Genomic DNA, 25,077 nt, shown 5'->3' with positions numbered 1-25,077 from the left:
GCACTACCATAGCGATTCCCAAGCTTTCTCACCTGGCTCCAGGTGAACCGCCGAGCCCCGCCATGACAGATGCCGACCACACGCCGCCAACGCTCATCAGCCCGCACAACCGCGCATTGCCGCTACTGACGCTGACTGATCTGCGAATCGCGGAATCCCAGGCGGCGACAGCGTTGCCGCAGCACACGCTGATGTCGCGCGCCGGGAAATCCGCCGCGAGCTTCCTGCAGGAGCAGATCACCCGCGACACCTCGATCGGCAAATCCAGACAGAAGGTGTGGCTCATCGCGGGGCCGGGCAATAACGGCGGTGATGCGCTGATTCTCGCGACGGAACTGCACGAAGCCGGCATTGCCGTCAAACTGTGCATGCCGGTCGAAGTAAAACCGGACGACGCCCGCTGGGCTCTCGATACGGCGCGCGCGGCGGGCGTCGCGATCACCGCAACAGTGCCCGCCTCGCTCGACAGCTATACGTGGCTCGTGGACGGCATGTTCGGCATCGGTCTGACACGTCCGCTGGAAGGTGTCTTCGCGGACGTCGCGCGCCGCCTCTCGCAACGAACAAAAACGCGCCCCCGCAAAGGCGGCGTGCTGGCGCTCGACGTGCCGAGCGGACTCGACAGCGACACCGGCACGGTCGTAGCCAATGGCGACGGCGCCGCCGTCCATGCCACGCATACGATCACCTTCATCGGCGCCAAGCCGGGACTCTTCACCGCGCAAGGCCGCGACCTCGCGGGCGCGGTCACCGTCGCGCCGATCGGCGTGGACACCAGCGGCCGTACGGCCGTCCAACTGAACGCGCCCGAACTCTTCTCCGCCTATTTGCCGCCGCGTGATTTCGCAACCAACAAGGGCAGCTTCGGCAGCCTTGCCGTGGTCGGCGGCGACACCGGCATGTGCGGCGCGCCGATTCTCGCTTCGCGCGCGGCGCTTTACAGCGGCGCGGGCAAGGTACACGTCGCGCTTCTGGGCGAAGGCGCCCCGCCCTACGACCCGCCGCACCCCGAACTCATGCTGCATGCGATCGACGCTCTACCACTCGATCAGATGGACGCGCTCGCAGTCGGCTGCGGCATGGGTCATCGCGACCGCGCCACCCAGGTCATGCACGACGTGCTGCGCCTCGACGTGCCCAAGCTGTTCGACGCGGACGCGTTGAACCTGATCGCGAAAGATCCCGCGCTCGCCGCCGAAGTCACCGCGCGCGGCGTACAGGGCGATCCGTGCATCCTCACGCCGCACCCGCTCGAAGCCGCGCGTCTGCTCGGCACCGACGCGCCGGGCGTGCAGCGCGACCGCCTCACCGCGGCACGCGCGCTTGCCGCACGCTTTGCCAGCGTCGTGGTCCTGAAAGGCACCGGCACGGTCGTCGCGGCACCGGACGGCCGTCTCGCGATCAATCCGACCGGCAACGCCGCGCTCGCGACGGGCGGCACCGGCGACGTGCTCGGCGGCATCATCGGCGCGCTGCTCGCGCAACATCTGCCGCGCTACGAAGCGGCGCTTGCGGGCGTCTATCTGCACGGCCTCGCCGCCGACACGCTGAGCGCACAAGGCCACGGTCCCGCGGGCCTGACCGCGGGCGAACTGGCGCCGATGGTGCGCACCTTGCTGAACCGTCTGTTCTATCCGGCAGCGGAGTCCTGAAAGCGTTCGTCCCAACCTATGGGCGCACCGTCCAAAGCGCTGCCGCCCGTCACGCAACGCCGTTATACTGACTGACTGCGCCGCGCGTCGGAGCAAGCACGGGTAACGGCGAAGTTTCCCCGAAATTTCGGCCGAAGCTTCGCCGCCACCCGCGGCGAACCCGGGCGCGCGGCATCGCTCTAACAGCATCGTTGCATCATCCTCGGCAGCGCTTCACGCGCGCGCCTTTCTTCGTGCCCCTTGGTTAGACGGACGCTATGACCCAGAACTCGCTCCCCTCCTGGTCCTCGCTGCAAACGCATTACGAGAAGATTCGCGATGCGCACCTGCGCGACTGGTTCGCCCCCGAGAACGATCCCGCTCCTACCCGTGCCGAGCGCTTTGCGTTCGCGGGCGGCGGTCTCGCGGCCGATTTCTCGAAGAACCGCATCACCGACGAGACGCTGAAACTGCTCGTGCAACTCGCGCGCGAAGCCGGCGTCGAAAAACGCCGCGACGCCATGTTCGCGGGTGAAGTCGTCAACCCGACGGAAGGCCGCGCCGCGCTGCACACGGCACTGCGCGCCACGGATCCGAAAGCGCCGTTCTACGACCAGATTCAGGCCGAGCGCGCCAAGATGGCCGCGTTCGCCGAGCAGGTGCGCAGCGGGGAGTGGAAGGGCTATACCGGCAAGCGGATTCGCTACGTGGTGAACATCGGCATCGGCGGCTCGGACCTCGGGCCGAAGATGGTCGTGCACGCGCTGCATCATCTGGCCACACCGGAGATCACCACGCACTTCGTGTCGAACGTCGACGGCGCCGATCTGTACAACGTGATGCAGCAGATCGATCCGGAAGAAACGCTCGCGATCATCGTCTCCAAGACCTTCACCACGCTCGAAACCATGACCAACGCGCGCTCGCTGCGCGACTGGTTCGTCGAGAAAGGCTGCCCGGAAAGCGCGCTGGCGAAACACTTCGTCGGCGTGTCGGCCAATCCCACGGAGGTGGTCAAGTTCGGCATCGCGAAAGAGAACGTGTTCGAGATGTGGGACTGGGTCGGCGGGCGCTATTCGTTGTGGTCGGCGGTGGGGCTGTCGATCATGATCGCGATCGGACCGCAGCAGTTCGGCGAACTGCTCGCGGGCGCCAACGAGATGGACCAGCATTTCCGCGACGCGCCGCTCGAAAAAAATCTGCCGGTGCTGCTCGGCATGATCGGCATCTGGTATCGCAACTTCTTCGGCTCGCAAAGCTACCTGGTCGCGCCGTATTCGGAAGCACTGCATTTCCTGCCCTCGTATCTGCAACAGCTCGAAATGGAGAGCAACGGCAAGTCCGCGCGCCTCGACGGCGCGATGGTCGACTATCCGACCGCCGCGGTGACGTGGGGCGAACCGGGCACGAACGGTCAGCATGCTTTCTTCCAGATGCTGCACCAGGGTCCGACGATCGTGCCGATCGATTTCATCGCCGTGTTGACGCCAGAGCATCCGCTCGTCAGCCATCATCCGAAGCTGCTCGCCAATTGCTTTGCGCAGAGTGAAGCGTTGATGCTCGGCCGCACGCTCGAGGAAGCGAAGAAAGTGGCCGGCGCGGACAAGCCGGAGCTGGCGCCGCACCTTGTGTTTCCGGGTAACCGCCCGACCAGCACGCTGCTGGTCGATGCGCTCACCGCACGTTCGCTCGGCGCATTGATCGCGTTGTACGAGCACAAGGTGCTGGTGCAAGCCTCCGTGTGGGATATCAACCCGTTCGATCAATGGGGCGTCGAGTTGGGCAAGATCCTCGGCAAGGTGGTCGAGGCTGATCTGACCGCGCCGAGCGTCGATGAAAAGAAGCATGACTCGTCGACGTCCGCGTTGATCGCGCGGGCACGCGCGGCGTTGAAGAAGTGACGGTGAGCGGCACGGCGCATCGCGCCGTCTAGTCGGTGATGAGTCGGTGATGAATTTGCGCTGAATGTGTTTCGACTCTGCGCTGAAGCTGTTCAGTGCGCTCACCTGCCGACACAGTAGCTTCCGCAATGAAAAAGCGGGCCCCTGTGGCCCGCTTTTGCTTTGGCAGCGACGCCCGTCGCGCCCACGGCTCGCTCACACGAGACGCCCCGCCTCGATCGTTACCGTCGTATCGCAGCGGCGCGCCAGTTCGATGTCATGCGTGACGAGAATCAACGTCGCGCCGTTCGCGCGGTTCATTTCGAACATCAGATCGATCACCGCGTGACCAGTGGCCGCGTCGAGACTGCCGGTCGGTTCGTCGGCGAACAGGATCGCCGGATGCGTGACGAACGCACGCGCGAGCGCCACACGTTGTTGCTCGCCACCCGACAGCAGCTTGGGGTAGTGACCGGTCCGCTTGCCGAGCCCCACCTGCTCCAGCAAGCCACGCGCACGCGTCGCAGCTTCGCGGGTGCTGATGCCGCCCTGCAGTTCCAGCGGCAAGGTGACGTTTTCGAGCGCCGTTAAATGCGACATGAGTTGAAACGACTGGAACACGAAACCGACGGAGCCGCTACGCAATGCGGCCCGCTCGTCTTCGTTCAGCTCGCCGAGTTCTCGGCCGAGCAGCCGAACCGAGCCCGAACTCGCGCTGTCCAATCCTGCGAGCAAGCCGAGCAGCGTAGACTTGCCCGACCCGGATGCACCGACAATCGCCACACTGCTGCCGGCAGCGATAGCAAGATCGATGTCGTCGAGAATCGTCAGTTCGCCCGTTGCATCCTTAACCTTCTTGCACAAACCCCGCACTTCAATGACTGGATCAGTTTTGTTTAGCATGGTGAAGCGTAGGTTGAAAGTGCGTGCCATGACGTCTCGCGCCACGGCGCTGACGAAGGCTTGCGGCTGCACCGTGATGGCCGCCACCCTGTTTTCAGCGAGCTTCGCGGCCCGGGCCGCCAATGCGCCCGAACCGGTCAAGCCGGTGATCGTCGTGCTCGGCGACAGCATCTCCGCCGAATACGGCCTGCCCCGCGACACTGGCTGGGTTGCGTTGATGCGCCAGCGCCTCACCGACGAGCGAATCAATTATAGCGTCGCCAATGCGAGCATCAGCGGCGACACCACGAGCGGCGGACGCGCTCGCTTACCCGCGCTCATGCAACGCCTGAAGCCGAGCATCGTGATCGTCGAACTCGGCGCCAACGACGCATTGCGCGGCGTGCCGCTTTCCACCACCGAAGACAACCTGCGCACGATCATCGAGCAGGCTCAGCAAGGTCACGCGAAAGTCGTACTGGTCGGCATGTATGTGCCACCCAATTACGGCCCCGACTACACGCAAAAGTTCCACGGCCTGTACGGCGAGTTGTCGAAGCAACTGCGCGTGCCGCTCGTGCCGTTTCTGCTCGCCGGCATCGCCGACAAACCGGAGATGTTCCAGGCCGATCAGATTCATCCCACCCAGCAGGCACAGCCAGTGCTACTTAACAACGTGTGGCCCGCAGTCAAGCCACTCCTTCGCACAAGTTCGCCGCGCTGAAAAGCCTGCTAACAACTTGTTTCCAGTACTTCGGGAACGCGGATCGGTAAGTTCTATCTGACACTTTCGTAATCCCGTGTAGCCCGGCTCGATTTTGAGCGACTTTTGAGGAGATAACGTGAAATATTTACCGTTAATCGCTTTGACCGTGGCAATTTCCGCCTGTGCCGCTCAACCGCCTGCTGGCGTTCAGTCCGTTGGGCAAAGCCAGCAGCCGCCTAAGGCTGTTGCAACCTGCATCGCGCAAAAATGGGCAGACAGCTCGCAGCAACAAGTCGTGTCGCAAGACACGCTGGCTAACGATCAAGCCATGGACGTGTATGTTCCGGGTCAGCAGCCGCCTAACGGCGCCGCGGCTGTCGTACGCCCTTCGTACACCGGCAAGGGCACCTGGGTCGGCTTCCGCGCCAATGGCGCCGCAGGCAGCGACGCCACGAGTGCAATCAGCGGCTGCCTGTAACGCGCTGCTGCCAACCGTTTGACGAGCTTGCACTCGTCAAATGAAAAAGCCCCGCCATAGCGGGGCTTTTTTGCGTTCGCGCGTGGGCTTACGCGTGGGCGTTACTCGCCGCTTGCTTGCGCATTGCTGCTGTCGAGCGAACCGTAGAACTTCACCTTGGAACGCGCGCGCACGGCTGCGACATACGCCTCTGCTTCAGATTGCGCATCGACCTGCGCGATCTGTTGCTGTGCGGCGGCCAAACGCTGCGGATCGACCGTAGTGCCGGCTACCACCGCGTTCACACGGTAGATCGCATAGCCGTCGTCACCCAGATCCACACCGACATAAGCGGGCAATTTTTGCGCGTCCGCCTTGTAGATTGCACTCAATGCCGCCGGCGGCACGCCCTGCGCGTCGTTGCGTGATACCTTAAGCGACGACGAGAATCCCGTGGTCGCCTTCGACTTCTCGAACTCGGCGAGTTTGGCCACGCCGTCTTTGTGAGCCGCGTCATTCGATTGAACCGCGATCACCTTTTGACGCACGGCGTCCTTGACGGCCTCGAGCGACGGCACCGCTGCCGCCTTGTAGTCAGTCACGCGCGCCGCGATCAACGTATTGCCGCCGACGTCGATGGCCTGCGTGTTGTTGCGCGCCGTCACCGCGTCGTTCGCGAACACCGCGGCGAGGAATTTCGCGTTGTTCAGCGGGCTGTCAGGTGCAAGCTTCGGGTCCGGCTGCGGCGTGACCGTAGCGGTTTGCAATTGCAGCTTGTACTTGTCGGCAGCCGGCTGGAGGCTCTTCGCCTTTTCGTAGACGATCGACGTGAAGCCTTCTGAATCGTCGCTGAAAGCCTTGCTTGCCAACTGCGTCTTCAGGTCTTTCGAGATCTGTTCTTTCACTTCGTCGAACGGCTTCGTAACGGCCGGCTTCACGTCCGTCACCTTGACGATGTGATAGCCGAAGTCGGTCTGCACGATGCCGCTGACTTCGTCTTTCTTCAGCGCGAACACAGCGTCGTCGAACGCCTGGCCGCCTGCGATCATGCCGCGGCCGAAGTAGCCCAGATCGCCGCCCTTCGACGCCGAACCCGGATCCTGCGAATTCTGCTGCGCGATCTGCGCGAACTGGTCCGGATGCGCCTTGATCTGCGCGAGCAACTCCTCGGCCTTCTGCTTCGCCTTGGCCTTGTCGGCCGCGCTCGCGTCTTTCGGCGCTGCGATCAGGATGTGGCTCGCACGCACCTGACCGTCGGTACGGTAGTGCGCGATGTTGTCGTCGTAGAACTTTTTCAGGTCGGCGTCGCTCGGCTGCACGGAAGCGGCGAGCGTTGCCGGCGACATCACGAGATACTGGATCGTGGCGGTGGCCGGCGTGGCGAATTCATTGCGATGCGCGTCGTAATACGCTTGCAGTTGCGCGTCGGTAGGCTGCACCTTCGCCGCGTAATCGCGCGGATGGAACGCGATGCCCTGCACTTCGCGCTGCTGTTCCGCGAGTTCGGTCAGATGCTGCGCGAGCGTCTTCGACGTGAACGCACTGCCTTGAATGCTGGCCGGCAACTGTTGCGTCGCGATGCTGTAGCGCACGCGTTCGTCGTACTGGTCGGGCGTCATGCCTTGCATGGCGAGCAGCTGCTTGTAGCGGTCGACGTCGATCGTGCCGTCAGGATTCTTCAGCGACGAGATCACCGGATCGTTGAGCAGCACGCGACGCACAGCGTCGTCGGATGCGGTCAGGTGCAGGCGCTGCGTTTCATCGGCCAGCACACGCTGTTCGATCAGGCCGTCGAGCATCTCGCTGCGACGCTCCGGCGTGTCGAACGACTTCATGTCGAACTGAGCGCCGAGCATCTGACGGGCACGGTCGAGTTGCTGACGCATCGCGTTATCGTATTCAGCGCGCGTGATCTTGTGACCGTTGACGCTCGCGACGTTTGCACTTTCGTCAAAGAAGCCGCGAAAGCCCTGAATACCCACAAAACCCAACCCCGGCACAATGACGAGGATGAGCATAAACATCATCAGGCGTTTGTGATTGCGGAAAAAATCGAGCATGCGTGAGGAGTGCCAAAAACAGAACGCCCGATCTTACAACAGCGGGCAATAAAAAAGGCGAACCGGAGTTCGCCTTTCGAGGATACTGGCGGAGTGGACGGGACTCGAACCCGCGACCCCCGGCGTGACAGGCCGGTATTCTAACCGACTGAACTACCACTCCTTATGCAGCAACTGCGCTGCGCTGAAACATTCAGCCGAATCTGAAACTGGTGGGTGCTGAGAGGCTCGAACTCCCGACCTACGCCTTGTAAGGGCGCCGCTCTACCAACTGAGCTAAGCACCCGTTTCACGATTCAGTGCTGCCGCTGCGTGACTTCTGTCTACCGACTTCCCTCAAGCAGCGAGCCCATTAGTTTAGCGCATCCTTCAGAGCTTTGCCAGGCCTAAATTTAGGAACCTTTGCTGCCTTGATTTTGATGGCGGCGCCGGTGCGCGGATTGCGCCCGGTGCGCGCGGTACGCTTGCCGACCGCGAACGTGCCGAAACCGACCAGCGTGACCGAACCGCCCTTCTTCAACGTACCTTTGACACCACCGATCACCGCGTCGAGTGCACGGCCTGCCGCTGCCTTCGAAATGTCGGCTTCCTGTGCAATGTGATCGATCAATTCCGTCTTATTCATCCCAACCCCCGAGAATGTTATGGCGATCGTGACGGCGCTCTATAGCGCCTGATATCACGCGGCCGGCGGCCAACGCCGGGCGCAATCATTAGAATTGGCCGAAACCCTTGTGTCAAGCGGGGTTGAGCCTGATTCGAGTGGTTTTCAAGCGGGCTTTTTATAACCGGATGTTGCCGCAATTCGATGCGCAAACAACCAATCGGCCGACGCATCAAGGCTTTGCTCAATAGATGGGAAAACGTGTCTCACGAAACTACTCGCCGACATTGAGCGAACAATAAAAAACCCGCGGCCGTGACCGCGGGTTTTGTTCCAGCAAGCAGCTTCGTTGCAGAGTGCGTTAGTGCTTCACGACTTCAGTTGCTGCGGCGTCTTTGCCAGGCTCCGCTGCAACCGGCGCAGCAGGTTTCGGCTCTTCATCCGGCAACGCCGACGGCACACGTTCGAGCGCAAGTTCGAGCACCTTGTCGATCCACCGGACCGGCACGATTTCGATTGCGTTCTTCACGTTGTCCGGAATCTCCGTCAGATCCTTAACGTTTTCTTCCGGAATCAGCACCAGCTTGATACCACCGCGATGCGCCGCCAGCAGTTTTTCCTTCAGGCCACCGATCGGCAGAACTTCGCCACGCAGCGTGATTTCGCCCGTCATTGCGACATCGGCACGCACCGGAATACCGGTCAACACCGACACCAGCGCGGTCGTCATCGCGATACCGGCAGACGGACCGTCTTTCGGCGTCGCGCCTTCCGGCACGTGGATGTGAATGTCCTGCTTCTCGAACGCTTCGTCCTTGATGCCGAGACGACGCGAGCGCGAACGGACCACCGAGCGTGCCGCTTCGACGGATTCCTTCATCACGTCGCCGAGCGAACCCGTACGGATCACATTGCCCTTACCCGGCATCACCGCGGCTTCAATGGTCAGCAGATCGCCGCCCACTTCCGTCCACGCAAGACCCGTGACCTGGCCAACCTGATTTTCCTTCGCAGCCAGACCGAAGTCGTACTTGCGCACGCCAAGGAACGTGTCGAGGTTGCTGCCGTCCACCTTCACCGCGCCTTCCGCCTTCTTCAGCAGAAGCATCTTCACGACCTTGCGGCAGATCTTCGAAATTTCACGCTCGAGCGAACGTACGCCCGCTTCACGCGTGTAGTAACGAATGATGTCGCGGATCGCGGTTTCCGTCACATCGACCTCGCCGTCCTTGAGGCCGTTGTTCTTCTTCTGCTTGGGCAAAAGATAACGTTGCGCGATGCTGACCTTCTCGTCTTCCGTATAACCCGACAGACGGATCACTTCCATCCGGTCGAGCAACGGCGGCGGAATGTTCAGCGAGTTCGACGTCGCCACGAACATCACGTCCGACAGATCGAAATCCACTTCAACGTAGTGATCGGCGAACGTATGGTTCTGTTCCGGATCGAGCACTTCCAGCAGAGCCGACGACGGATCGCCGCGGAAATCCTGACCCATCTTGTCGACTTCGTCGAGCAGGAAGAGCGGATTGCGCACGCCGACCTTCGTCAGGCTTTGCAGAATCTTGCCGGGCATCGAACCAATGTACGTACGACGGTGGCCGCGAATCTCGGCTTCGTCGCGCACGCCGCCGAGCGCCATACGCACGAACTTGCGGTTCGTGGCGCGAGCGATCGACTGACCCAGCGACGTCTTACCAACACCCGGAGGCCCAACGAGGCACAGGATCGGCGCTTTAACCTTGTCGACACGTTGCTGGACCGCGAGATACTCGAGAATGCGTTCCTTCACTTTCTCGAGACCGAAGTGGTCTTCGTCGAGCACGCGCTCCGCATTCGAGAGGTCGTTGTTGACCTTGCTCTTCTTGCGCCACGGCAGGCCGATCAGCGTGTCGATGTAGTTACGCACGACGGTCGCTTCAGCCGACATCGGCGACATCAGCTTGAGCTTTTTCAGCTCGGCGTCGGCCTTCTTCTTGGCTTCCTTCGGCATGCGGGCAGCCGTGATGCGCTTCTCGAGTTCTTCGAGGTCCGCACCTTCTTCGCCTTCGCCGAGTTCCTTCTGGATCGCCTTGACCTGTTCGTTCAGGTAGTACTCGCGCTGGCTCTTCTCCATCTGGCGTTTGACACGCCCGCGGATGCGCTTTTCAACCTGCAGGATGTCGATCTCGGCTTCGAGTTGCGCGAGCAGATGCTCGAGTCGCTCGATGACCGGGAACATTTCGAGGATGTGCTGCTTCTGGTCGAGCTTGAGCGGCAGATGCGCCGCGATCGTGTCGGCCAGACGACCGGCTTCGTCGATACCCGACAGCGACGTCAGGATCTCCGGCGGGATCTTCTTGTTCAGCTTCACATACTGGTCGAACTGCGACACGATCGCGCGGCGCAGCGCTTCGGTTTCAGCGCTGTCGGCGTGGTCGGGTTCGAGCGGCATGACTTCGCACGAGAACTGCGTTTCCTGTTCTTCGATGGAAAGCGTTTTCGCGCGCTGCAAGCCTTCGACCAGCACCTTGACGGTGCCATCGGGCAGCTTGAGCATTTGCAGGATGTTAGCAACGCACCCTACTTCGTACATGTCCTTTTCGGTCGGCTCATCTTTCGCAGCCGTTTTTTGGGCGACGAGCATGATGTGCTTGCCGCCTTCCATCGCTGCTTCGAGAGCCTTGATCGACTTCGGGCGGCCTACGAAGAGCGGAATCACCATGTGCGGGAAGACGACTACGTCACGCAGCGGGAGCAGCGGGAGCGTAATGCGTTCCGGCGGAAGGAGTTGGGTTCCTGACATTTCATTTCCCCATGAGTGGAATCAGTTCGTTCGATAGGTGAGGCCAGCAGAAAAGATTGCAAGCCTCCGCGTGTGGGAAAAGTTCAGTGACTCCGAAGGTTCAGTGACTCCATAGTGAAAACAACCATCCTGACCACACGATAAACGAAAAAAGCCGTTCACGTTGCCATGAACGGCTTTTTTTGCAAGAACCCGAAAGCCGATCAGTTCGAACCCGCGACCTTGGGCGCGTCTTCGTAGATCAGTAGCGGTTTGCCGTCGCCGTCAATAACGTTGTCGTCGATGATGACCTTGCTAACGCCTTTCATCTGCGGCAGGTCGTACATCACATCAAGCAACGCCTGTTCCAGGATGGAGCGCAGACCACGAGCACCCGTCTTGCGACGAATTGCCTTACGCGCCACAGCCTGCAACGCGGCCGGGCGAATTTCGAGCTCGACGCGTTCCATATTGAACAGCTTGTGGTATTGCTTCACCAGAGCGTTCTTCGGTTCGACGAGGATTTTCATCAACGCGACTTCGTCGAGCTTGCCGAGCGTGGCCACCACCGGCAGACGGCCGATCAGTTCGGGAATCAGGCCGAACTTGATCAGATCTTCCGGTTCCACTTCGCGCAGCACTTCGCCGGCGTCGCGGTCCTGCTTGCTCTTCACGCTTGCGCCGAAACCAATTCCGGTCTTCTCGGTACGATCGACGATGACTTTTTCGAGGCCGTCGAAAGCGCCACCGCAAATGAACAGAATATTGGTGGTGTCGACCTGGATGAAGTCCTGATTCGGATGCTTACGCCCGCCCTGCGGCGGCACCGACGCCATCGTGCCTTCGACCAGCTTCAGCAGCGCCTGTTGCACGCCCTCGCCCGAAACGTCGCGGGTAATCGACGGGTTGTCGGACTTGCGGCTGATCTTGTCGATTTCGTCGATGTAGACAATGCCGCGTTGGGCCTTGTCGACTTCGTAATTGCAGTTTTGCAGCAGCTTCTGAATGATGTTCTCGACGTCTTCACCGACGTAGCCGGCTTCCGTCAGCGTGGTTGCGTCGGCAATCACGAACGGAACGTTCAGAAGGCGCGCGAGCGTCTGCGCGAGCAATGTCTTGCCGGAACCGGTCGGCCCGATCAGCAGGATGTTGCTCTTGGACAGCTCGATCTCATCCTTCTTGTCGAGATGCTTCAGGCGCTTGTAGTGGTTGTACACCGCCACAGCGAGAATTTTCTTCGCGCGCTCCTGACCAATCACATACTGGTCGAGGATTTCACGGATTTCCTGCGGACTCGGCAGATCGGACTTGGACAAGCCCGCCTCGATGCCCGCACCTGCAGCCTCATCGCGGATGATTTCGTTGCACAGGTCGATACATTCATCGCAGATGAACACCGACGGGCCGGCAATCAGCTTTTTGACTTCATGCTGGCTCTTGCCGCAAAACGAGCAATACAACAGCTTTTCGCTGTTAGAACCTTTCTTGTCCGCCATAGATGTGTGAGCCTCCGGACACTCGATTACATAATACGCCGTTTGCCCCCGCCTCGCAGTTTGGGCGCGGCAGGGACTGAGCCAAGGTGACGGCGTTTGCCGCAGGCGCTCGGACGAGTCTTGATTGTTTCACAATCGATCGGCTAACGGTTTCGCCCCAATTCAGGGCAAAACCGCACCAGATCAAGGACGCTTGTGCGCCACCTGGTCAACCAGACCGTAAGCTTGCGCGTCGTCGCCGGACATGAAGTTGTCGCGGTCGGTGTCGCGTGCAATACGTTCGACCGGTTGGCCGGTGTGATGCGCCAGCAGATGATTCAGCCGTTCCTTCAAATACAGGATTTCGCGCGCCTGAATTTCAATATCCGACGCCTGACCGCGAGCACCGCCGAGCGGCTGGTGAATCATCACCCGCGAATTCGGCAGAGCAAAACGCTTGCCCTTCGCGCCCGCTGCCAGCAGGAACGCGCCCATACTAGCCGCGAGACCCATGCACAGCGTAGAGACGTCCGGCTTGATGAACTGCATCGTATCGTAAATCGCCATACCGGCGGACACCGAACCACCCGGGCTGTTGATGTAGAAACTGATGTCCTTGTCCGGGTTCTCGCTTTCCAGGAACAGCATCTGCGCAACCACGAGATTAGCCGTCTGATCGTTCACTTCGCCGACCAGGAACACAATGCGTTCCTTCAGCAGACGCGAATAAATGTCATACGAGCGCTCGCCCCGGCCGCTCGTCTCCACGACGATCGGCACCAGACCGAGCGCCTGCGCTTCGAGATCCCGCGACGACTGGGAGGTCAACGTGTCCAGCATTTGAGCGCGAAAGGTCATGCAGTGGATCCTTGTCTGAAATATTTTGAATATTACATGCTAGACAGGTGTGGTCGACGACCCCGTATTCAAGTGCGCAATCCGTGCGAGCGGGATGCCTGTGCCTCACACAACGCTCCACACTTTTGCAGCACAAAAAAACGGCGTGCGGGCCGTCGCTCCGACAGCCGGCACGCCGTTGCAGCGACGCTTACGCTTGCGCCGTTGCGCTTGCCAGTTCTTCGAAGCTCACTTCCTTGTCCGTCACCTTAGCCTTGCCAAGGACGAAATCGACGACGTTGGCTTCAACGACGTACGCTTCCATTTCGGCAAGGCGTTGCTGGTTGGAATAATACCAGCGGACGACTTCCTTCGGGTCTTCATAGCTTTTCGCGAATTCGTCCACTTCGGCACGAATCTGCTCCGGCTTGGCTTGCAGTTCATTGGCCTTGACCAGCTCGGCCAGCACAAGGCCCAGCTTGACACGGCGCTCAGCCTGTTCCTTGAACATGGCAGCCGGAATCGGTGCGTCTTTGGCGTTCGGCACGCCACGTTGCTCCAGATCCTGACGCGCCATCGCGACGAGGCGTTCCTGATCCTGCTCGATCAGCGCGTTCGGTACGTCGAGTTCCGAAATCTTCAGCAGCGCGTCCATCACCTGGTTCTTGACGATGGCTTGCGTGCGGCGCTTCGCTTCACGTTCGAGATTGTCTTTGATCTCAGCGCGCATCTTGGTCAGGTCGCCGTCTTCGATACCGAGCGACTTGGCGAATTCACCGTCGATTTCCGGCAGATGCGGCCACTCGATTTTCTTCATCGTGATCGTGAATTGCGCGGTCTTACCGGCGACTTCCTTACCGTGGTAGTCCTCGGGGAAAGCTAGGTCGAATTCCTTCGCTTCGCCGACCTTCAGGCCAGTGGCTGCCTTTTCGAATTCCGGCAGCATGCGGCCTTCGCCCAGCACGAACGCGAAGTCTTCAGCGCTGCCGCCCTGGAACACTTCACCGTCGATCTTGCCGACGAAGTCGACCGTCACGCGATCGCCTTCTTTGGCCGCCGTGTCCGCGCCGCCGTCACCGTGCTCGCCGGATTCACCGCGAGCGTGGAAGTGCACGCGCTGCTTGCGCAGGATCTCCAGCGTGCGGTCGATTTCCGCTTCGCTGATGGTGGTCGTGGTGCGCTCGATTTCCGCCGTGGCGACGTCGCCCAGCTTCACTTCCGGATACACCTCGAATGTCGCGTCGAACGCGTAGTCGCCTTCAGTGGCGTCGGTCTTCGGCGCAAAGCTCGGCTGACCAGCGACGCGCAGGTTTTCGGCGCGGCTGATGTCGAAGAATTCCTTGCCGACCTTGTCGCTCAGCACTTCGGCTTCCACCTGGCCCGAATACTGTTGCGTCACCATCTTGAGCGGCACCTTGCCCGGGCGGAAACCCGGCATGCGCACGTTCTTCGCGAGTTGACGGATACGCGAGTCCACTTCCTTCTGCACGGCGTCCTTCGGCAGGGAAATCGTGACGCGGCGTTCGAGCTTGCCGAGGTTTTCAACAACGTTAGCCATGGCTTCAATCGTCCTAAAATTATTCGAGCGAATCAGTTATCTTCTCCGTGCCGCTTTTCGATGCTGCGCGGTGTCGCGCAGTGTGGCGATCACGTCTTTAGCATCGATTGCGCGCCTGCGCCGCGGGCTAGCAGGCCACCGGCAGCACGGTTGGGTCCAAAGAGCCGAATATTTTAGCAAACTATTTGCGCGACTAGCCGGGATTCGATGAATGCGCGCTTTTTTATCGGGATTTTGATCGGTTTCCGGCCGCTTTCCGACCTGTTTGATGCCAGTTTCTGCCCCGTTCCGGTGCGCCCCGGCGGCGTGCCGCCGCCCCTGCGCCACCTGCTCTCACGTGCAAGCCGGGCGCTTTGCGCCACTTCACATCGATCATTCAGCGTCGCCGGACTGATGCGCCGTGCGGTTGCGCGCGCCGCCGCCGACAATGCCCGCTATGCCGTTCGACATATTCAGTCAGCGCGCCCATGCTGATAAGCTAATGGACGCGCTCGGGGCTGCGCCCGCATCGTCATTTCACCCGCCCTCGCAACGACTCCAACCATTCAGAGACACCATGCCGAATTCGCCGTCCTCGCCCGTCGTCGTCATTGCTCCCGATTCCTTCAAAGGCTCGCTTAGCGCGGAACAGGTCGCGCAAGCAATCGCGTCGGGCATCCAGCGCGCCCGCCCCGACGCGAGCGTGCGCATTTGCCCGATGGCCGACGGCGGCGAAGGTACGCTCGACGCCATGCTCACGAGCGGCGGCGAGCGCCGCAAGCTGAGCGTGCGCGGCGCGGCCGGTCCGATGCGCGAAGCGCTTACGGGCCTCCTCGCGGACGGCAGTGCGATTATCGAAACGGCGGAGATCGTCGGCATTACGGATCCGGTGGGAATGGGCGTGCCCGTCGAGGCGCGTAGCACACGCGGCATGGGCGAAGCGATTCGCGCGCTGATGGACGCCGGCGTGCGGCGCTTTTTCGTCGCGCTTGGCGGCAGCAGCACGAACGACGGCGGCGCGGGCCTGCTGGCGGGCCTCGGCCTCAAGCTGTTCGACGCGCAGGACAAGGAACTCGACGCCACACCGGAACAACTCGCGCGGCTTGCGCGAGTGGACGTGTCGCAACTCGACGCGCGCCTGGCGGACACACTGTTCGTCGGCATGTCGGACGTCGACAATCCGCTTACTGGCGACCACGGCGCAACCGCGGTGTTCGGTCCGCAAAAGGGCGTGAAACCCGAGCAGATTGCTTCAATCGACGCAGCGCTTGCCCGCTTCGCCGATCTGCTCGAACCGGCGCTCGGCCGCACGGCGCGCGACCAGCCCGGCGCGGGCGCGGCCGGCGGCCTCGGCTTCGCGCTGCATATGCTCGGCGCGCAGTTCGAACCGGGCGCGGAAACCGTCGCGCGGCAAATCGGTCTGGACGCCGCGCTCGAAGGCGCGAACTGGCTGATCACCGGCGAGGGCCGCTCGGACGTGCAAACGCTGCACGGCAAAGCGCCCTTCATCGCGTGCCGTCATGCGCAGGCAGCGGGCGTGCCCGCCACGCTGCTCTCGGGCGGGGTCGACTCCGCGGCCTTGCCGCGCCTTGCCGAATATTTCAGCGGGTGCTTCTCGCCGGCACCCGGGCCGATCACGCTCGAGGTCGCGATTCGCGACGCGGCACGCCTTCTGGCGGACGAAGCCGAACAGTTGACGCGCCTGAAGTACGGCACGCGTTGACCGGCAGGACGGTTGCGGCAACAATCACAGCGCCGCGACCGCTCACTCACTACGGGAAGACCATGAAGGCACCCAAAGCCGGGCTCGAACAATTCCTCACGTACCGTCTGCATGTTCTCAACAAACTCGCCGAGCGCGGCATCAGCGAACGCTATCAGGACAAGCTCGGCGTCACCTTGCCCGAGGCGCGGGTGATTGCGTCGGTGGGATCGTTCGGGCCGTTCTCGATCATGGAACTGGCAAGGCATGCCAATCTCGACAAAAGCCAGGCAAGCCGCGCCGCTGAAGCATTGATCAAACAAGGACTCGTGAAGCGCGAAGCGAGCGCCGAAGACGGCCGTGTCGTGCTGGTCTCCCTCACGCCCGAGGGCCGCGCGTTGTATCGCAAGGTGATGCCGATCGCGCGCAAGTGGAACGGTGACATGTTCGGCTGCCTCGACGAGCAGGAACAACTCGCGTTCGGCCACGCGCTCGACAAGATCATCGGCACGATGACCGCGCGCGAGGAAGAGTGACCGGCGCGGCATAGGCGCGCGCCGAGTTCAGCCGTTGCCGCCTTGCCCGTTTGTGTCACCCGTGGCGGCATCGTGAGTCGTCGCGCTCGCCACACCGGACCCTGCGGACCCACCAGACACACCACCAGACACACCACCAGACGCCACGCCCGCTCGAACCTGAGCGCGTCGCGCGAGTCGCCAGGCGATCGCCCCGAGCGAACCGACGGCCAGCAGCAGCGCCGCCCATAGCAAATAGCGGCGCATCGCATCCGGATTGTGGCTCGCGACCTGCGCGCTCGCCGCCTGCTCGGCAGATAGCGCGTCACCCAGACGGGCCGTCGCGGGCACTGCTGAGGCGCCCATCAACAACTCGCTCCGGCTCACCGCCGCCGACGCCGTCGCCGCGCTCCCGACCGCCAGCGTGAACGGCGCCGCGCCACGCGCGGCGAAAGTCAGCGTAGCCGGACGCCAGCCCGCGGCAATGGTTAGCGCTCCGCTGCCGAGCCCACCGTTGCGCGTGTCGACCACCACACGCCATTGCCGATCCGCGTCGGGCGTCAATTCGAGTGAAGGATTGCTCTGCTCCACCGCGCCGTTGTGCAAGCGGAACAGCATCGCACCGGCGACTTCGCGCCACGGCGCCTCCAGCCCCGAGCGGGAATAGACGACGGCAGGCGCGACGGTATTTGGCTGAGGCAGATTCAGCCGCAGCCGGTCGACGGGATACGGGCCACCGGTGTTGAAGAAGTACTCGCCGGGCTTCACGCCCGCGTGGGCGACGATGCCTTCGCGCCACGCCCGCTCCGCGCGTTGCACGGGCTCGACGGCAAGCGCCTGCACCTCCATCTCCATCGAGTCGACGTACGGCGCGCCGTCGAGCCAGCGCAAACGCAGGTACCGCGCAGGTGTGCCGCCCAGCTCGATCCGGTCCTGACTCAGCGTGCTGCCGTTGTAGCTGACCTTGAGGAGTTGTGCGTCGCCCGCGGGTTGCCAGTGACGCAAATCATCACTGGCTTCCACGCCCACGCGCCCCTGGTAATTGTCGTCGCGCAGATGCACGAGCAACGCGCTCACGCGACTCGTGCGCGACAAGCGCCCGGTATCGATTACGTCCGTGTCGTGCTGCGCGCGGGACGGCGGCGCCGACGTTGCACGCAACGAACCATCGCCGGCAATCGTCACCCCGAGCGGCGCGCCAGCGCTTTTGGCGGCCGTGGACGGCAACGGAAACCAGCGCGCCGGACGCAGCGTGGGCGGCGTGCGAGCGGGTTCGCGAGGCGCGTCGAGCGAGTACGGCACCGGCTCGCCCGCACCGTTGAAGATGCGCACGTCACCCAGATCGCTGCGCTGGCTTGCCGCGTAGACGGCTGCCGGCAACGTCATGCTGTAATGCGCGGCGCCCTCGTCGAGTTGGAGCGCGAAGCGTTGTGCGAAATCATCCGCCGCAAATGCGGGCGCGCACGTCCACGCCGCGACGATCGCAACACCCCAGCCAGTCAATGCGAAGACATGTTTCATTGTTCAGTTTCCAGGACCATAGCCTTGGGCGGCAACGGCGAGAAGAAGCCGATGAAGCCGATCAATAGCAACATCGACCCGATGCCGATAAACGATGCGGTCCTCCCGATTTCCGTCACGAGGGACAGGTCGAACAGAACCCGCTTGAGCAAAGTCGCCGCGAGCAGCACGGCGCCAATGAGCCAGAACAGCCGGCTCAACCGGCTCACCCGGCGCCTCACCCAGATCGTCACGGCGAAGCGCGCACACCGTCCAGAATACCGATATTGACGCCTGCACGAGCATGAAGTGACATTGCATCGAGCGCATACGGCAGGCGGCCACGATAAGGCGCCAACCATGTCAAAATTCGGCACCGGCCATCGAGCCTTCATCTCCCACATTTCATCCAAGGAAGTTGCAGTGGATATCAACAAACAGGTCGCGGCCCTCACCGCTTCGGAACTCCAGACGGCCGGCGCAAGCCAGGCTACGGCGATCGCGGTCAGTGTGCTGCTGCGTCATCTTCGCTCGCCTGAGCTCGCGAAGCTATTGTCGTCGGCCTTCGAAAATCACCAGGCGGTCATGCTGCAAACGCCGTGGCCCGATCAGATGTTGCAGGCGTTCGAATCGACCCGTCGTTTTCTCGAAGGCGCCGCACAAGCGGATCTGCCAGGCACGCAAGCGCCCGCGCAAACGCCGGACGCCTGAGCGCGGCCGAATAGCGCCGGCGGCATTGCCGAAAAAGCAAAAAACCCCGTCAGCCCAAAGACTTGACGGGGTTTTTCACTACGAATAAATGGTGCGAGGGAGGGGACTCGAACCCCTACACCCTTGCGGGCGTCAGGACCTAAACCTGGTGCGTCTACCAATTTCGCCACCCTCGCAGCCGGGCAATGCGCGATGCGTTTGCCCGTTGTCCTGCATACTGTCGGCCGCGTCTGAAACACGCGCCCGAAAGCGTAAGCGCGAGATTCTAACCGATTGATTCGCGCTTGTCTGCATTTGCCCGGCATCTGTCGAAGCGGCGCCGATGCTACAATTTTTGGCTTGATGCACGCACGACGTGCCCCCTCTTCGCCTGCCCTTCCCCACATTCCCAATCCAGTGAATTTCGAAGAATATTGCCAGCAGAAAGCGGCGCCGCCCGGATCGAGCACTTACTATGCGCTTCGGCAGGCGCCCGCGGCCAGCCAGCCGCTGTTGACCGCGCTGTTCGCGCTGCGCCGCGAGTTCGAGGAAACGGTCAAGGAGACGAGCGATCCGGCCATTGGCCGCACGAAACTCGCGTGGTGGCAAAACGAAATCGCCGCGCTGGCTTCGGGTTCGCCGTCGCATCCGGTGTCCAAGGCGCTGGCCGCGCATCTGCCCGACGTGAAAGCCGAGTATCCGGCGCTGCAAACGTTGCTCGCCGGGTTCGAAATGGACCTCGACCAGGCCCGTTACCTCGATTACCCGAATTTGCGGCGCTATGTGCAAGGCGTGGGCGGCACGTTCGCCTCGCTGGTCGCGCGCGCCACGGCGAAAGACGCCGCTCAGGCGTCGAACTGGTCCGCACCGCTCGGCGAGGCGCTAATGCTTGCGCAATTCGTCGTGGAAACGGGCCATGACGCGCGCCACGGCCGCATCTATATTCCGATCGACGAAATGCAGCGCTTCAATGTGACCGCCGCGGATCTGATCAATCGGAAATACACCGAGGCATTCACGGAGTTGATGCGCTTCGAGACGAAGCGCGCCCGCGATGCACTGCAAAACGCCCTCGGCGCCGTGCCCGCCAACGAGCGCCGCACGCAGCGCACGCTCGTCGCGCAAGCCGCCTTGGCGTTGGCTCTGCTGGATGAAATCGAACGCGACGGCTATCACGTGCTGCATCAACGCATCGCATTGACGCCGATTCGCAAGCTTTGGATCGCGTGGCGCGCAAAGTGACCGGGCGGTGCGTCGGTCTGGCGTCGGAAGCGTTCGGCGCCTCACTCACCGCGTCGCTAGAAAAAGACGTCGGTAGACGGGTTCCCAAAAAACCGTTGCCGAGGTGTCGTCAAAGGGTGTCGACAAAAGCTGCCGTCAAACCCGTAGCAACGGCAGCGGCTCGAACCGCTGCTGCAGAATCGCCGGCGCGTCGAGCCCCCACCACGGCCCGAGCACCGTGGCGTAAAGCTGCCGGAAATCGACGCCGACCGGCAAGTTGCCATTGCCGTCAAGCCGCGCCAGCACCGGCGGGACGCCGTACAGACCACCTCGCACGCGTCCGCCCATGACAAAATGCGGCGCCACGGTGCCGTGGTCCGTGCCGTTGCTCTGGTTCTCACGCGGACGCCGGCCGAACTCGGCATAAGTCATCACCAGGGTATCGTCCCAGCGACCGAGTTCGACGAGCGCCGATTTCATCGACGCCACTCCTTCCGCGAGCTGTTTGAGCAGCACCGCCTGCTGACCCGGCTGATTCTGGTGTGTATCGAAACCGTTCAGCGTCAGGCGGATCACCGCAACGCCGTGGTCGTTTTTCGGTGCGTCGCCAGCCGCGAGCACTTGCATCGCTGCCTTGATCGAACTGCCGAAGGCTCCACCCGGAAACACGGTTTTCAACTGAGGCTGCCCTTGCGTTGGACGCAGCCGGTCGGCGGCTCTCACAATGTCGTTTTCGACGTCGAGAATATGCGCCAGCTCCGGATTGCGCTCGTGCAGCGATACGGGCGTGGCGAGCCGCGAAGCCGCTACGAACTGCGCCGGATTGACCAGCGCGATGGCGCGCGCGCCGTTCGCGAGCGGCCCCATCTCGGCGCTGCCGATCACCACGCCGTCGGCGGCGAACCCGACGGGCACCGGCATTTGTGCAAACGCGCGGGTGAGCCATCCTTCGCGCAGATACTGGTCGGAACGCGACGCGGTGTCCCAGATCTCGATCGAACGGAAATGCGACAGGTTGGGCTGGGCATAGCTCACGCCCTGCACGATCGCCAGTTGCCGGTCGCGCCACAGTGGCATGAGCGGTTGCAAAGACGGATGCAATCCGGTGCGCTCGTCGAGTTGAATCGCCTGCTCGCGTTTGATGCCGATGTTCTTGCGCAACTGATAGTAAGCAGGATCGGCAAACGGAATCACGGTATTCAAACCGTCGTTACCGCCTTTCAATTCGATGAGGATCAACAGGTTTTCGTAGCCGCGCGCCGACGATGCGTACGGCTCGGCCGACTGCGCGCCGTATGCGCTTGGCAGCCAGAACGTGACGCTCGAAGCCGCGCACATCGAGAGAAAGCTGCGTCGTTTCATCCTGCACCTCGTTCGATTGTCACGGCGCGGGTCATGTCCGCTTCGACAGTCCCGTCTTTTTCACCGTTTGGCGCGTGCCTGTTTCAATGGCTCACTTCAATTGATACGCCGGGTCCATCAGCAATGCTTGCAGATAGGCGCCCGCGGTCGAACCGGTCTCGATCGCGTCCACCGGCGTGAGCGGCAAGACCGCGTGCTGCAACTGCAACTCGGCCGACAATCCGGGCCGCGCCGTCGGCGCGGTGTTGTAACGCGCGAGCCATGTTCCAATGTCGAAGCGTACGCCACCTTTGCCACCCTGAGCGGCATGCGCCGTTGCGCGCTGCAGCGGCGCTGTGGTCTGCATGCCGGACATCGCGTCGCTTGCCGCGATCCTCGCGCCCGCCAGATTCGCCGTACGCAGTGGACCCGCGGCCTCGGTGGCGCGGAACAACTGCTCGACGAACTGCTTGCGGGCAAGCAGTGTGGAACTGTTGATCCATGTCGTGCCGCCCGGCCATCCTTTGACGTTCGGCGGATAGAACAGGTTTTCGCCGAGCGTGCGGATTTGCGCGGCAAACGGCGCGGTATTCTCATAGCCGATGTCGAATGCGCGCAGCGTGCCGACCACGAACTCCGCCGGCGACTTTACGAGGACGCCGCGATGATCGTCCTCCCAGAACGCGTCGCTCAGGAAAATGCCGCGCAACGCCACCTTGATGTCGTAGCGGCTCGCGCGGAAGCGCGCCGCGATCGGCGCGATACTCTGCGGGTCCGGCGTATCCGAGACGAACTCGCGCCACAATTTCGTGGTCACGAAGGTGGAGGTCTCTGGCTGCGCCAGCAGAATATCGAGCACCTGATCGCCATCGAACGGCCCGGTCTTGCCAAGCACGGTCTTCTCACCTTCGTCATGCTGGTTGGAGCGCCACACGTAGGCCTGCGTGTCGGGATCGAGACTCCACCCGGTGTACGCGCGCGCCGCCTCGGACACGTCACGTTGCGAGTAATGCCCCTCGCCAAGCGTGAATAACTCCATCACCTCACGGGCGAAATTTTCGTTGGGCTTGCCCTTGCGATTACTCGCGCCATCGAGGTACTGCAGCATCGCAGGATCTTTCGCGACGTCGTGCAGAAGCTCGCCGAAGTTGCCGAGCGCGTTTCGGCGCAACAGCATGTTCTGCATCGCCATTTGCTGCGGATACTGCACCTTGTCTTGCCCCGACGTGAAGTGGTTATGCCAGAACAGCGTCATGCGCTCGGTAAGCGGCGACGGTGTGGCCAGCATCTCGCGCACCCACCATGCGCGTAATAGTTCGTAACGCTGCCCGCGCAATCGCTGCGCTTCGCGACGCTGATCATCGGTCCATGCCTTGCGCGTTTCGCGTGTCGGTATCGGTTCGAGGACCCAGTCGGGCAGCGGCGTGACCGCCTCGGTTCTGGCGGTCGCGAGCACTGTGTCGACGGCCTGCACTCGCGTGAGTCCGACGTATTGCGCGAGCTCGGCGGCATCTGGTGCGAAGCCGACGCGCGTCAGAAAGAAGCGCGCGTCGTCGGCATCGAGAATGCTCTGCTCGCGTTCGGAAGCCGCACTGTCGCCTGCAGTGGGCGCATGATGAGTGCGATGTCCGACATGCGACGCGGCCGACGGCACGGCGGCGGGCGGCAAACCCACGGCCGCAGCCGGTAAACCGATTGCCAGGACCGTCATGGCAGTGGCCCATGCTGCCAACCTGCGGCGGCAATTACCACCTGTGAGCAATCTCATCATCGATCATCCGGATTGACGGGACACGTTGAACAAGCGGCGGCGCACGCAATGCATGCACAGCGCGATTCGCATTGACGGATCAACGGCAGACGGGGCGGGAAGTTGACGAGGGAAGTGCAACGAATTTTTTCACGCACGGCGGAACGCGAAAGATGTTGCGGGACGAAGAGTGAAGCGCGTGCCAACGCAGGCACGAAAATAGCTACCGCTTATAGAGTTCGCGGACAGCGTCTTCGATATGCTGCCGTAACAGACGCCGTTCGTCGGGCGTCATATGACCATCACGACGGCGTTGATCGAGATCGGGGGGAACAGCGGTGCGCATAATCACATCCGACGCGGGGCGTTCGGTCGCGGGATCGTGGCGATTGGATCTGCCTGACTTAGGCGAGCGCTCGCTCGCAGCTCTGTCGGCCGAAGGCTGGGCATGGGCGAGCGTTGGTACCAGTGACCCTGCAAGCGTACCGGCTACCGCCAGTGCAATCACGCTGAGGCGCACATTCGGCCAAACCCCTCCCTTCATGTTGTTCCCTTCGTGGCGCGGCAACCGGCTACCTCAAATGCGTATACAGACCCCGGTAACGGGCCGGGTACGAGAGTTTTATTCGAGTGAAGTATCCACCGAACAGCCGCATTCAGTAAAGGAGTCTACCTGCCCCCGCTTTACGTCGTGCCACACTGCGGGTAAATTTTGTAACTGACTGTAACCCCGAAAACGATGCAAACGCGCACCACTTTCTAATCGCGCTAAGATGCCGACCATGGAAACCAAAAACCCTTCGAAAATTCTCGTCGTCGACGACGATCCGCGCCTGCGCGATCTGCTGCGCCGCTACCTCGGTGAACAGGGCTTCAATGTCTATGTCGCCGAGAACGCTCCTTCCATGAACAAGCTCTGGGTGCGTGAGCGCTTCGACCTGCTGGTGCTCGATCTGATGCTGCCCGGCGAAGACGGTCTGTCGATCTGCCGCCGTCTGCGCGGCAGCAACGACCGTACGCCGATCATCATGCTCACGGCCAAGGGTGAAGACGTCGATCGTATCGTCGGGCTCGAGATGGGCGCCGACGACTATCTGCCCAAGCCGTTCAATCCGCGCGAACTGGTTGCGCGGATCCACGCGGTGTTGCGCCGCCAGTCGCCTTCGGAGTTGCCGGGCGCGCCGTCCGAAACCACCGAGGTGTTCGAGTTCGGCGAGTTCGCCTTGAATCTCGCTACCCGCACGCTCACCAAGGCCGGCCAGGAAATTCCGCTGACCACGGGCGAGTTCTCGGTGCTCAAGGTGTTCGCGCGTCATCCGCGCCAGCCGCTGTCGCGTGAAAAGCTTATGGAACTCGCACGCGGCCGTGAGTACGAAGTCTTCGACCGCAGTCTCGACGTGCAGATTTCGCGTTTGCGCAAGCTGATCGAACCTGATCCGGGCAGCCCGCGTTTCATCCAGACGGTTTGGGGTCTGGGTTACGTGTTCATCCCCGACGGTGCAGCCTGAGTTTGCTCTCACCTCCA

General features: G+C 62.2%; 21 protein-coding genes, 3 tRNA genes and 1 pseudogene. 10 read left to right on the top strand and 15 right to left on the bottom strand.

Annotated features, from left to right (window positions below):
• Nucleotides 1-62 precede the first annotated feature (62 nt).
• Together P0D70_RS12215 and pgi are read left to right on the top strand one after the other, a co-directional pair.
• On the top strand, nucleotides 63-1,652 hold the full coding sequence (locus P0D70_RS12215) for an NAD(P)H-hydrate dehydratase (protein ID WP_408184663.1): 1,590 nt from the start codon (nucleotides 63-65) through the stop codon (nucleotides 1,650-1,652).
• A gap of 257 nt (nucleotides 1,653-1,909) precedes the next feature.
• Nucleotides 1,910-3,532 carry a glucose-6-phosphate isomerase gene (gene pgi, locus P0D70_RS12210; RefSeq protein ID WP_408184662.1) on the top strand — a complete coding sequence of 541 codons (1,623 nt, stop codon included), beginning with the start codon at nucleotides 1,910-1,912 and terminating at the stop codon, nucleotides 3,530-3,532.
• 195 nt (nucleotides 3,533-3,727) lie between these two features.
• On the opposite strand, the gene P0D70_RS12205 is transcribed toward pgi, so the two are convergent.
• On the bottom strand, nucleotides 3,728-4,414 hold the full coding sequence (locus tag P0D70_RS12205) for an ABC transporter ATP-binding protein (protein ID WP_408184661.1): 687 nt from the start codon (nucleotides 4,412-4,414) through the stop codon (nucleotides 3,728-3,730).
• Nucleotides 4,415-4,442: 28 nt separating this feature from the next.
• Here P0D70_RS12205 and P0D70_RS12200 point away from each other — a divergent pair, with 28 nt between their 5' ends.
• Entirely contained in the window at nucleotides 4,443-5,117 is a 675-nt protein-coding gene (locus tag P0D70_RS12200; RefSeq protein WP_408184660.1) for an arylesterase, read from the top strand.
• 118 nt (nucleotides 5,118-5,235) lie between these two features.
• Complete coding sequence (locus P0D70_RS12195) at nucleotides 5,236-5,577, top strand: hypothetical protein (protein ID WP_091794382.1); 342 nt, start codon at nucleotides 5,236-5,238, stop codon at nucleotides 5,575-5,577.
• A 101-nt stretch (nucleotides 5,578-5,678) separates the two neighbouring features.
• Here P0D70_RS12195 and P0D70_RS12190 read toward each other — a convergent pair whose 3' ends face one another.
• From P0D70_RS12190 to tig, 8 genes are all read right to left on the bottom strand, one after another.
• Nucleotides 5,679-7,616 carry a SurA N-terminal domain-containing protein gene (locus tag P0D70_RS12190; protein WP_408184659.1) on the bottom strand — a complete coding sequence of 646 codons (1,938 nt, stop codon included), beginning with the start codon at nucleotides 7,614-7,616 and terminating at the stop codon, nucleotides 5,679-5,681.
• An 86-nt stretch (nucleotides 7,617-7,702) separates the two neighbouring features.
• Nucleotides 7,703-7,779, bottom strand: a tRNA-Asp gene (locus P0D70_RS12185).
• Between the two features lie 47 nt (nucleotides 7,780-7,826).
• A tRNA-Val gene (locus P0D70_RS12180) sits at nucleotides 7,827-7,902 on the bottom strand.
• Between the two features lie 66 nt (nucleotides 7,903-7,968).
• On the bottom strand, nucleotides 7,969-8,241 hold the full coding sequence (locus P0D70_RS12175) for an HU family DNA-binding protein (RefSeq protein ID WP_091794386.1): 273 nt from the start codon (nucleotides 8,239-8,241) through the stop codon (nucleotides 7,969-7,971).
• Nucleotides 8,242-8,581: 340 nt separating this feature from the next.
• A complete protein-coding gene (lon, locus tag P0D70_RS12170) occupies nucleotides 8,582-11,005 on the bottom strand; it encodes an endopeptidase La (protein ID WP_091794388.1) in 2,424 nt (807 codons plus the stop codon).
• Between the two features lie 203 nt (nucleotides 11,006-11,208).
• Nucleotides 11,209-12,480, bottom strand: coding sequence for an ATP-dependent Clp protease ATP-binding subunit ClpX (gene clpX / locus P0D70_RS12165; RefSeq protein WP_007182009.1), 1,272 nt, complete (start codon nucleotides 12,478-12,480; stop codon nucleotides 11,209-11,211).
• Between the two features lie 183 nt (nucleotides 12,481-12,663).
• A complete protein-coding gene (gene clpP, locus P0D70_RS12160) occupies nucleotides 12,664-13,317 on the bottom strand; it encodes an ATP-dependent Clp endopeptidase proteolytic subunit ClpP (RefSeq protein WP_007182010.1) in 654 nt (217 codons plus the stop codon).
• A 190-nt stretch (nucleotides 13,318-13,507) separates the two neighbouring features.
• Nucleotides 13,508-14,854 carry a trigger factor gene (gene tig, locus P0D70_RS12155; protein WP_091794390.1) on the bottom strand — a complete coding sequence of 449 codons (1,347 nt, stop codon included), beginning with the start codon at nucleotides 14,852-14,854 and terminating at the stop codon, nucleotides 13,508-13,510.
• Between the two features lie 207 nt (nucleotides 14,855-15,061).
• Here tig and P0D70_RS12150 point away from each other — a divergent pair, with 207 nt between their 5' ends.
• From P0D70_RS12150 to P0D70_RS12140, 3 genes are all read left to right on the top strand, one after another.
• Nucleotides 15,062-15,328, top strand: a complete 267-nt coding sequence (locus P0D70_RS12150; protein WP_408184658.1) for a hypothetical protein — start codon at nucleotides 15,062-15,064, stop codon at nucleotides 15,326-15,328.
• 82 nt (nucleotides 15,329-15,410) lie between these two features.
• Nucleotides 15,411-16,556, top strand: a complete 1,146-nt coding sequence (locus P0D70_RS12145) for a glycerate kinase (protein WP_408184657.1) — start codon at nucleotides 15,411-15,413, stop codon at nucleotides 16,554-16,556.
• Nucleotides 16,557-16,618: 62 nt separating this feature from the next.
• Nucleotides 16,619-17,071, top strand: coding sequence for a MarR family winged helix-turn-helix transcriptional regulator (locus tag P0D70_RS12140; protein WP_091794395.1), 453 nt, complete (start codon nucleotides 16,619-16,621; stop codon nucleotides 17,069-17,071).
• A gap of 27 nt (nucleotides 17,072-17,098) precedes the next feature.
• Here P0D70_RS12140 and P0D70_RS12135 read toward each other — a convergent pair whose 3' ends face one another.
• Complete coding sequence (locus P0D70_RS12135) at nucleotides 17,099-18,571, bottom strand: DUF3999 domain-containing protein (protein ID WP_408184656.1); 1,473 nt, start codon at nucleotides 18,569-18,571, stop codon at nucleotides 17,099-17,101.
• Nucleotides 18,568-18,856: pseudogene (locus P0D70_RS12130) on the bottom strand (DUF2339 domain-containing protein); the annotation flags it as partial. The pseudogene P0D70_RS12130 and the gene P0D70_RS12135, both read right to left, overlap by 4 nt.
• Before the next feature lie 117 nt (nucleotides 18,857-18,973).
• Here P0D70_RS12130 and P0D70_RS12125 point away from each other — a divergent pair.
• A complete protein-coding gene (locus P0D70_RS12125) occupies nucleotides 18,974-19,261 on the top strand; it encodes a hypothetical protein (protein WP_091794399.1) in 288 nt (95 codons plus the stop codon).
• 89 nt (nucleotides 19,262-19,350) lie between these two features.
• On the opposite strand, the gene P0D70_RS12120 is transcribed toward P0D70_RS12125, so the two are convergent.
• A tRNA-Leu gene (locus P0D70_RS12120) sits at nucleotides 19,351-19,437 on the bottom strand.
• Nucleotides 19,438-19,657: 220 nt separating this feature from the next.
• Here P0D70_RS12120 and P0D70_RS12115 point away from each other — a divergent pair.
• Nucleotides 19,658-20,482, top strand: a complete 825-nt coding sequence (locus tag P0D70_RS12115; protein ID WP_408184655.1) for a squalene/phytoene synthase family protein — start codon at nucleotides 19,658-19,660, stop codon at nucleotides 20,480-20,482.
• Between the two features lie 135 nt (nucleotides 20,483-20,617).
• Here the strand turns inward: P0D70_RS12115 and P0D70_RS12110 are convergent, their stop codons facing one another.
• From P0D70_RS12110 to P0D70_RS12100, 3 genes are all read right to left on the bottom strand, one after another.
• A complete protein-coding gene (locus tag P0D70_RS12110; protein WP_408184654.1) occupies nucleotides 20,618-21,823 on the bottom strand; it encodes a DUF1501 domain-containing protein in 1,206 nt (401 codons plus the stop codon).
• Nucleotides 21,824-21,914: 91 nt separating this feature from the next.
• Entirely contained in the window at nucleotides 21,915-23,513 is a 1,599-nt protein-coding gene (locus P0D70_RS12105; RefSeq protein WP_408184653.1) for a DUF1800 domain-containing protein, read from the bottom strand.
• A gap of 262 nt (nucleotides 23,514-23,775) precedes the next feature.
• Nucleotides 23,776-24,096 carry a hypothetical protein gene (locus tag P0D70_RS12100; RefSeq protein WP_408184652.1) on the bottom strand — a complete coding sequence of 107 codons (321 nt, stop codon included), beginning with the start codon at nucleotides 24,094-24,096 and terminating at the stop codon, nucleotides 23,776-23,778.
• A 229-nt stretch (nucleotides 24,097-24,325) separates the two neighbouring features.
• Between P0D70_RS12100 and ompR the strand changes: the two genes are divergently transcribed.
• Complete coding sequence (ompR, locus tag P0D70_RS12095; RefSeq protein WP_006048917.1) at nucleotides 24,326-25,060, top strand: osmolarity response regulator transcription factor OmpR; 735 nt, start codon at nucleotides 24,326-24,328, stop codon at nucleotides 25,058-25,060.
• Nucleotides 25,061-25,077: the final 17 nt, after the last annotated feature.

Origin of the sequence: Paraburkholderia sp. RL17-381-BIF-C, assembly GCF_046026435.1 — a bacterium.
Classification (GTDB): Bacteria; Pseudomonadota; Gammaproteobacteria; order Burkholderiales; family Burkholderiaceae; genus Paraburkholderia.
This window is presented reverse-complemented; position numbering and strand designations above follow the sequence as displayed.

Bases quoted from the DNA above. Each gene is read 5' to 3' on its own strand.
- tig (WP_091794390.1), bottom strand. From the start codon at position 14,854: ATGGCTAACGTTGTTGAAAACCTCGGCAAGCTCGAACGCCGCGTCACG.
- clpX (WP_007182009.1), bottom strand. From the start codon at position 12,480: ATGGCGGACAAGAAAGGTTCTAACAGCGAAAAGCTGTTGTATTGCTCG.
- P0D70_RS12205 (WP_408184661.1), bottom strand. From the start codon at position 4,414: ATGCTAAACAAAACTGATCCAGTCATTGAAGTGCGGGGTTTGTGCAAG.
- P0D70_RS12190 (WP_408184659.1), bottom strand. From the start codon at position 7,616: ATGCTCGATTTTTTCCGCAATCACAAACGCCTGATGATGTTTATGCTC.
- P0D70_RS12215 (WP_408184663.1), top strand. From the start codon at position 63: ATGACAGATGCCGACCACACGCCGCCAACGCTCATCAGCCCGCACAAC.
- P0D70_RS12200 (WP_408184660.1), top strand. From the start codon at position 4,443: ATGACGTCTCGCGCCACGGCGCTGACGAAGGCTTGCGGCTGCACCGTG.
- P0D70_RS12135 (WP_408184656.1), bottom strand. From the start codon at position 18,571: ATGAAACATGTCTTCGCATTGACTGGCTGGGGTGTTGCGATCGTCGCG.
- P0D70_RS12145 (WP_408184657.1), top strand. From the start codon at position 15,411: ATGCCGAATTCGCCGTCCTCGCCCGTCGTCGTCATTGCTCCCGATTCC.
- lon (WP_091794388.1), bottom strand. From the start codon at position 11,005: ATGTCAGGAACCCAACTCCTTCCGCCGGAACGCATTACGCTCCCGCTG.
- P0D70_RS12175 (WP_091794386.1), bottom strand. From the start codon at position 8,241: ATGAATAAGACGGAATTGATCGATCACATTGCACAGGAAGCCGACATT.
- P0D70_RS12105 (WP_408184653.1), bottom strand. From the start codon at position 23,513: ATGACGGTCCTGGCAATCGGTTTACCGGCTGCGGCCGTGGGTTTGCCG.
- ompR (WP_006048917.1), top strand. From the start codon at position 24,326: ATGCCGACCATGGAAACCAAAAACCCTTCGAAAATTCTCGTCGTCGAC.
- P0D70_RS12100 (WP_408184652.1), bottom strand. From the start codon at position 24,096: ATGAAGGGAGGGGTTTGGCCGAATGTGCGCCTCAGCGTGATTGCACTG.
- P0D70_RS12110 (WP_408184654.1), bottom strand. From the start codon at position 21,823: ATGAAACGACGCAGCTTTCTCTCGATGTGCGCGGCTTCGAGCGTCACG.
- pgi (WP_408184662.1), top strand. From the start codon at position 1,910: ATGACCCAGAACTCGCTCCCCTCCTGGTCCTCGCTGCAAACGCATTAC.
- P0D70_RS12140 (WP_091794395.1), top strand. From the start codon at position 16,619: ATGAAGGCACCCAAAGCCGGGCTCGAACAATTCCTCACGTACCGTCTG.
- clpP (WP_007182010.1), bottom strand. From the start codon at position 13,317: ATGACCTTTCGCGCTCAAATGCTGGACACGTTGACCTCCCAGTCGTCG.
- P0D70_RS12150 (WP_408184658.1), top strand. From the start codon at position 15,062: ATGAATGCGCGCTTTTTTATCGGGATTTTGATCGGTTTCCGGCCGCTT.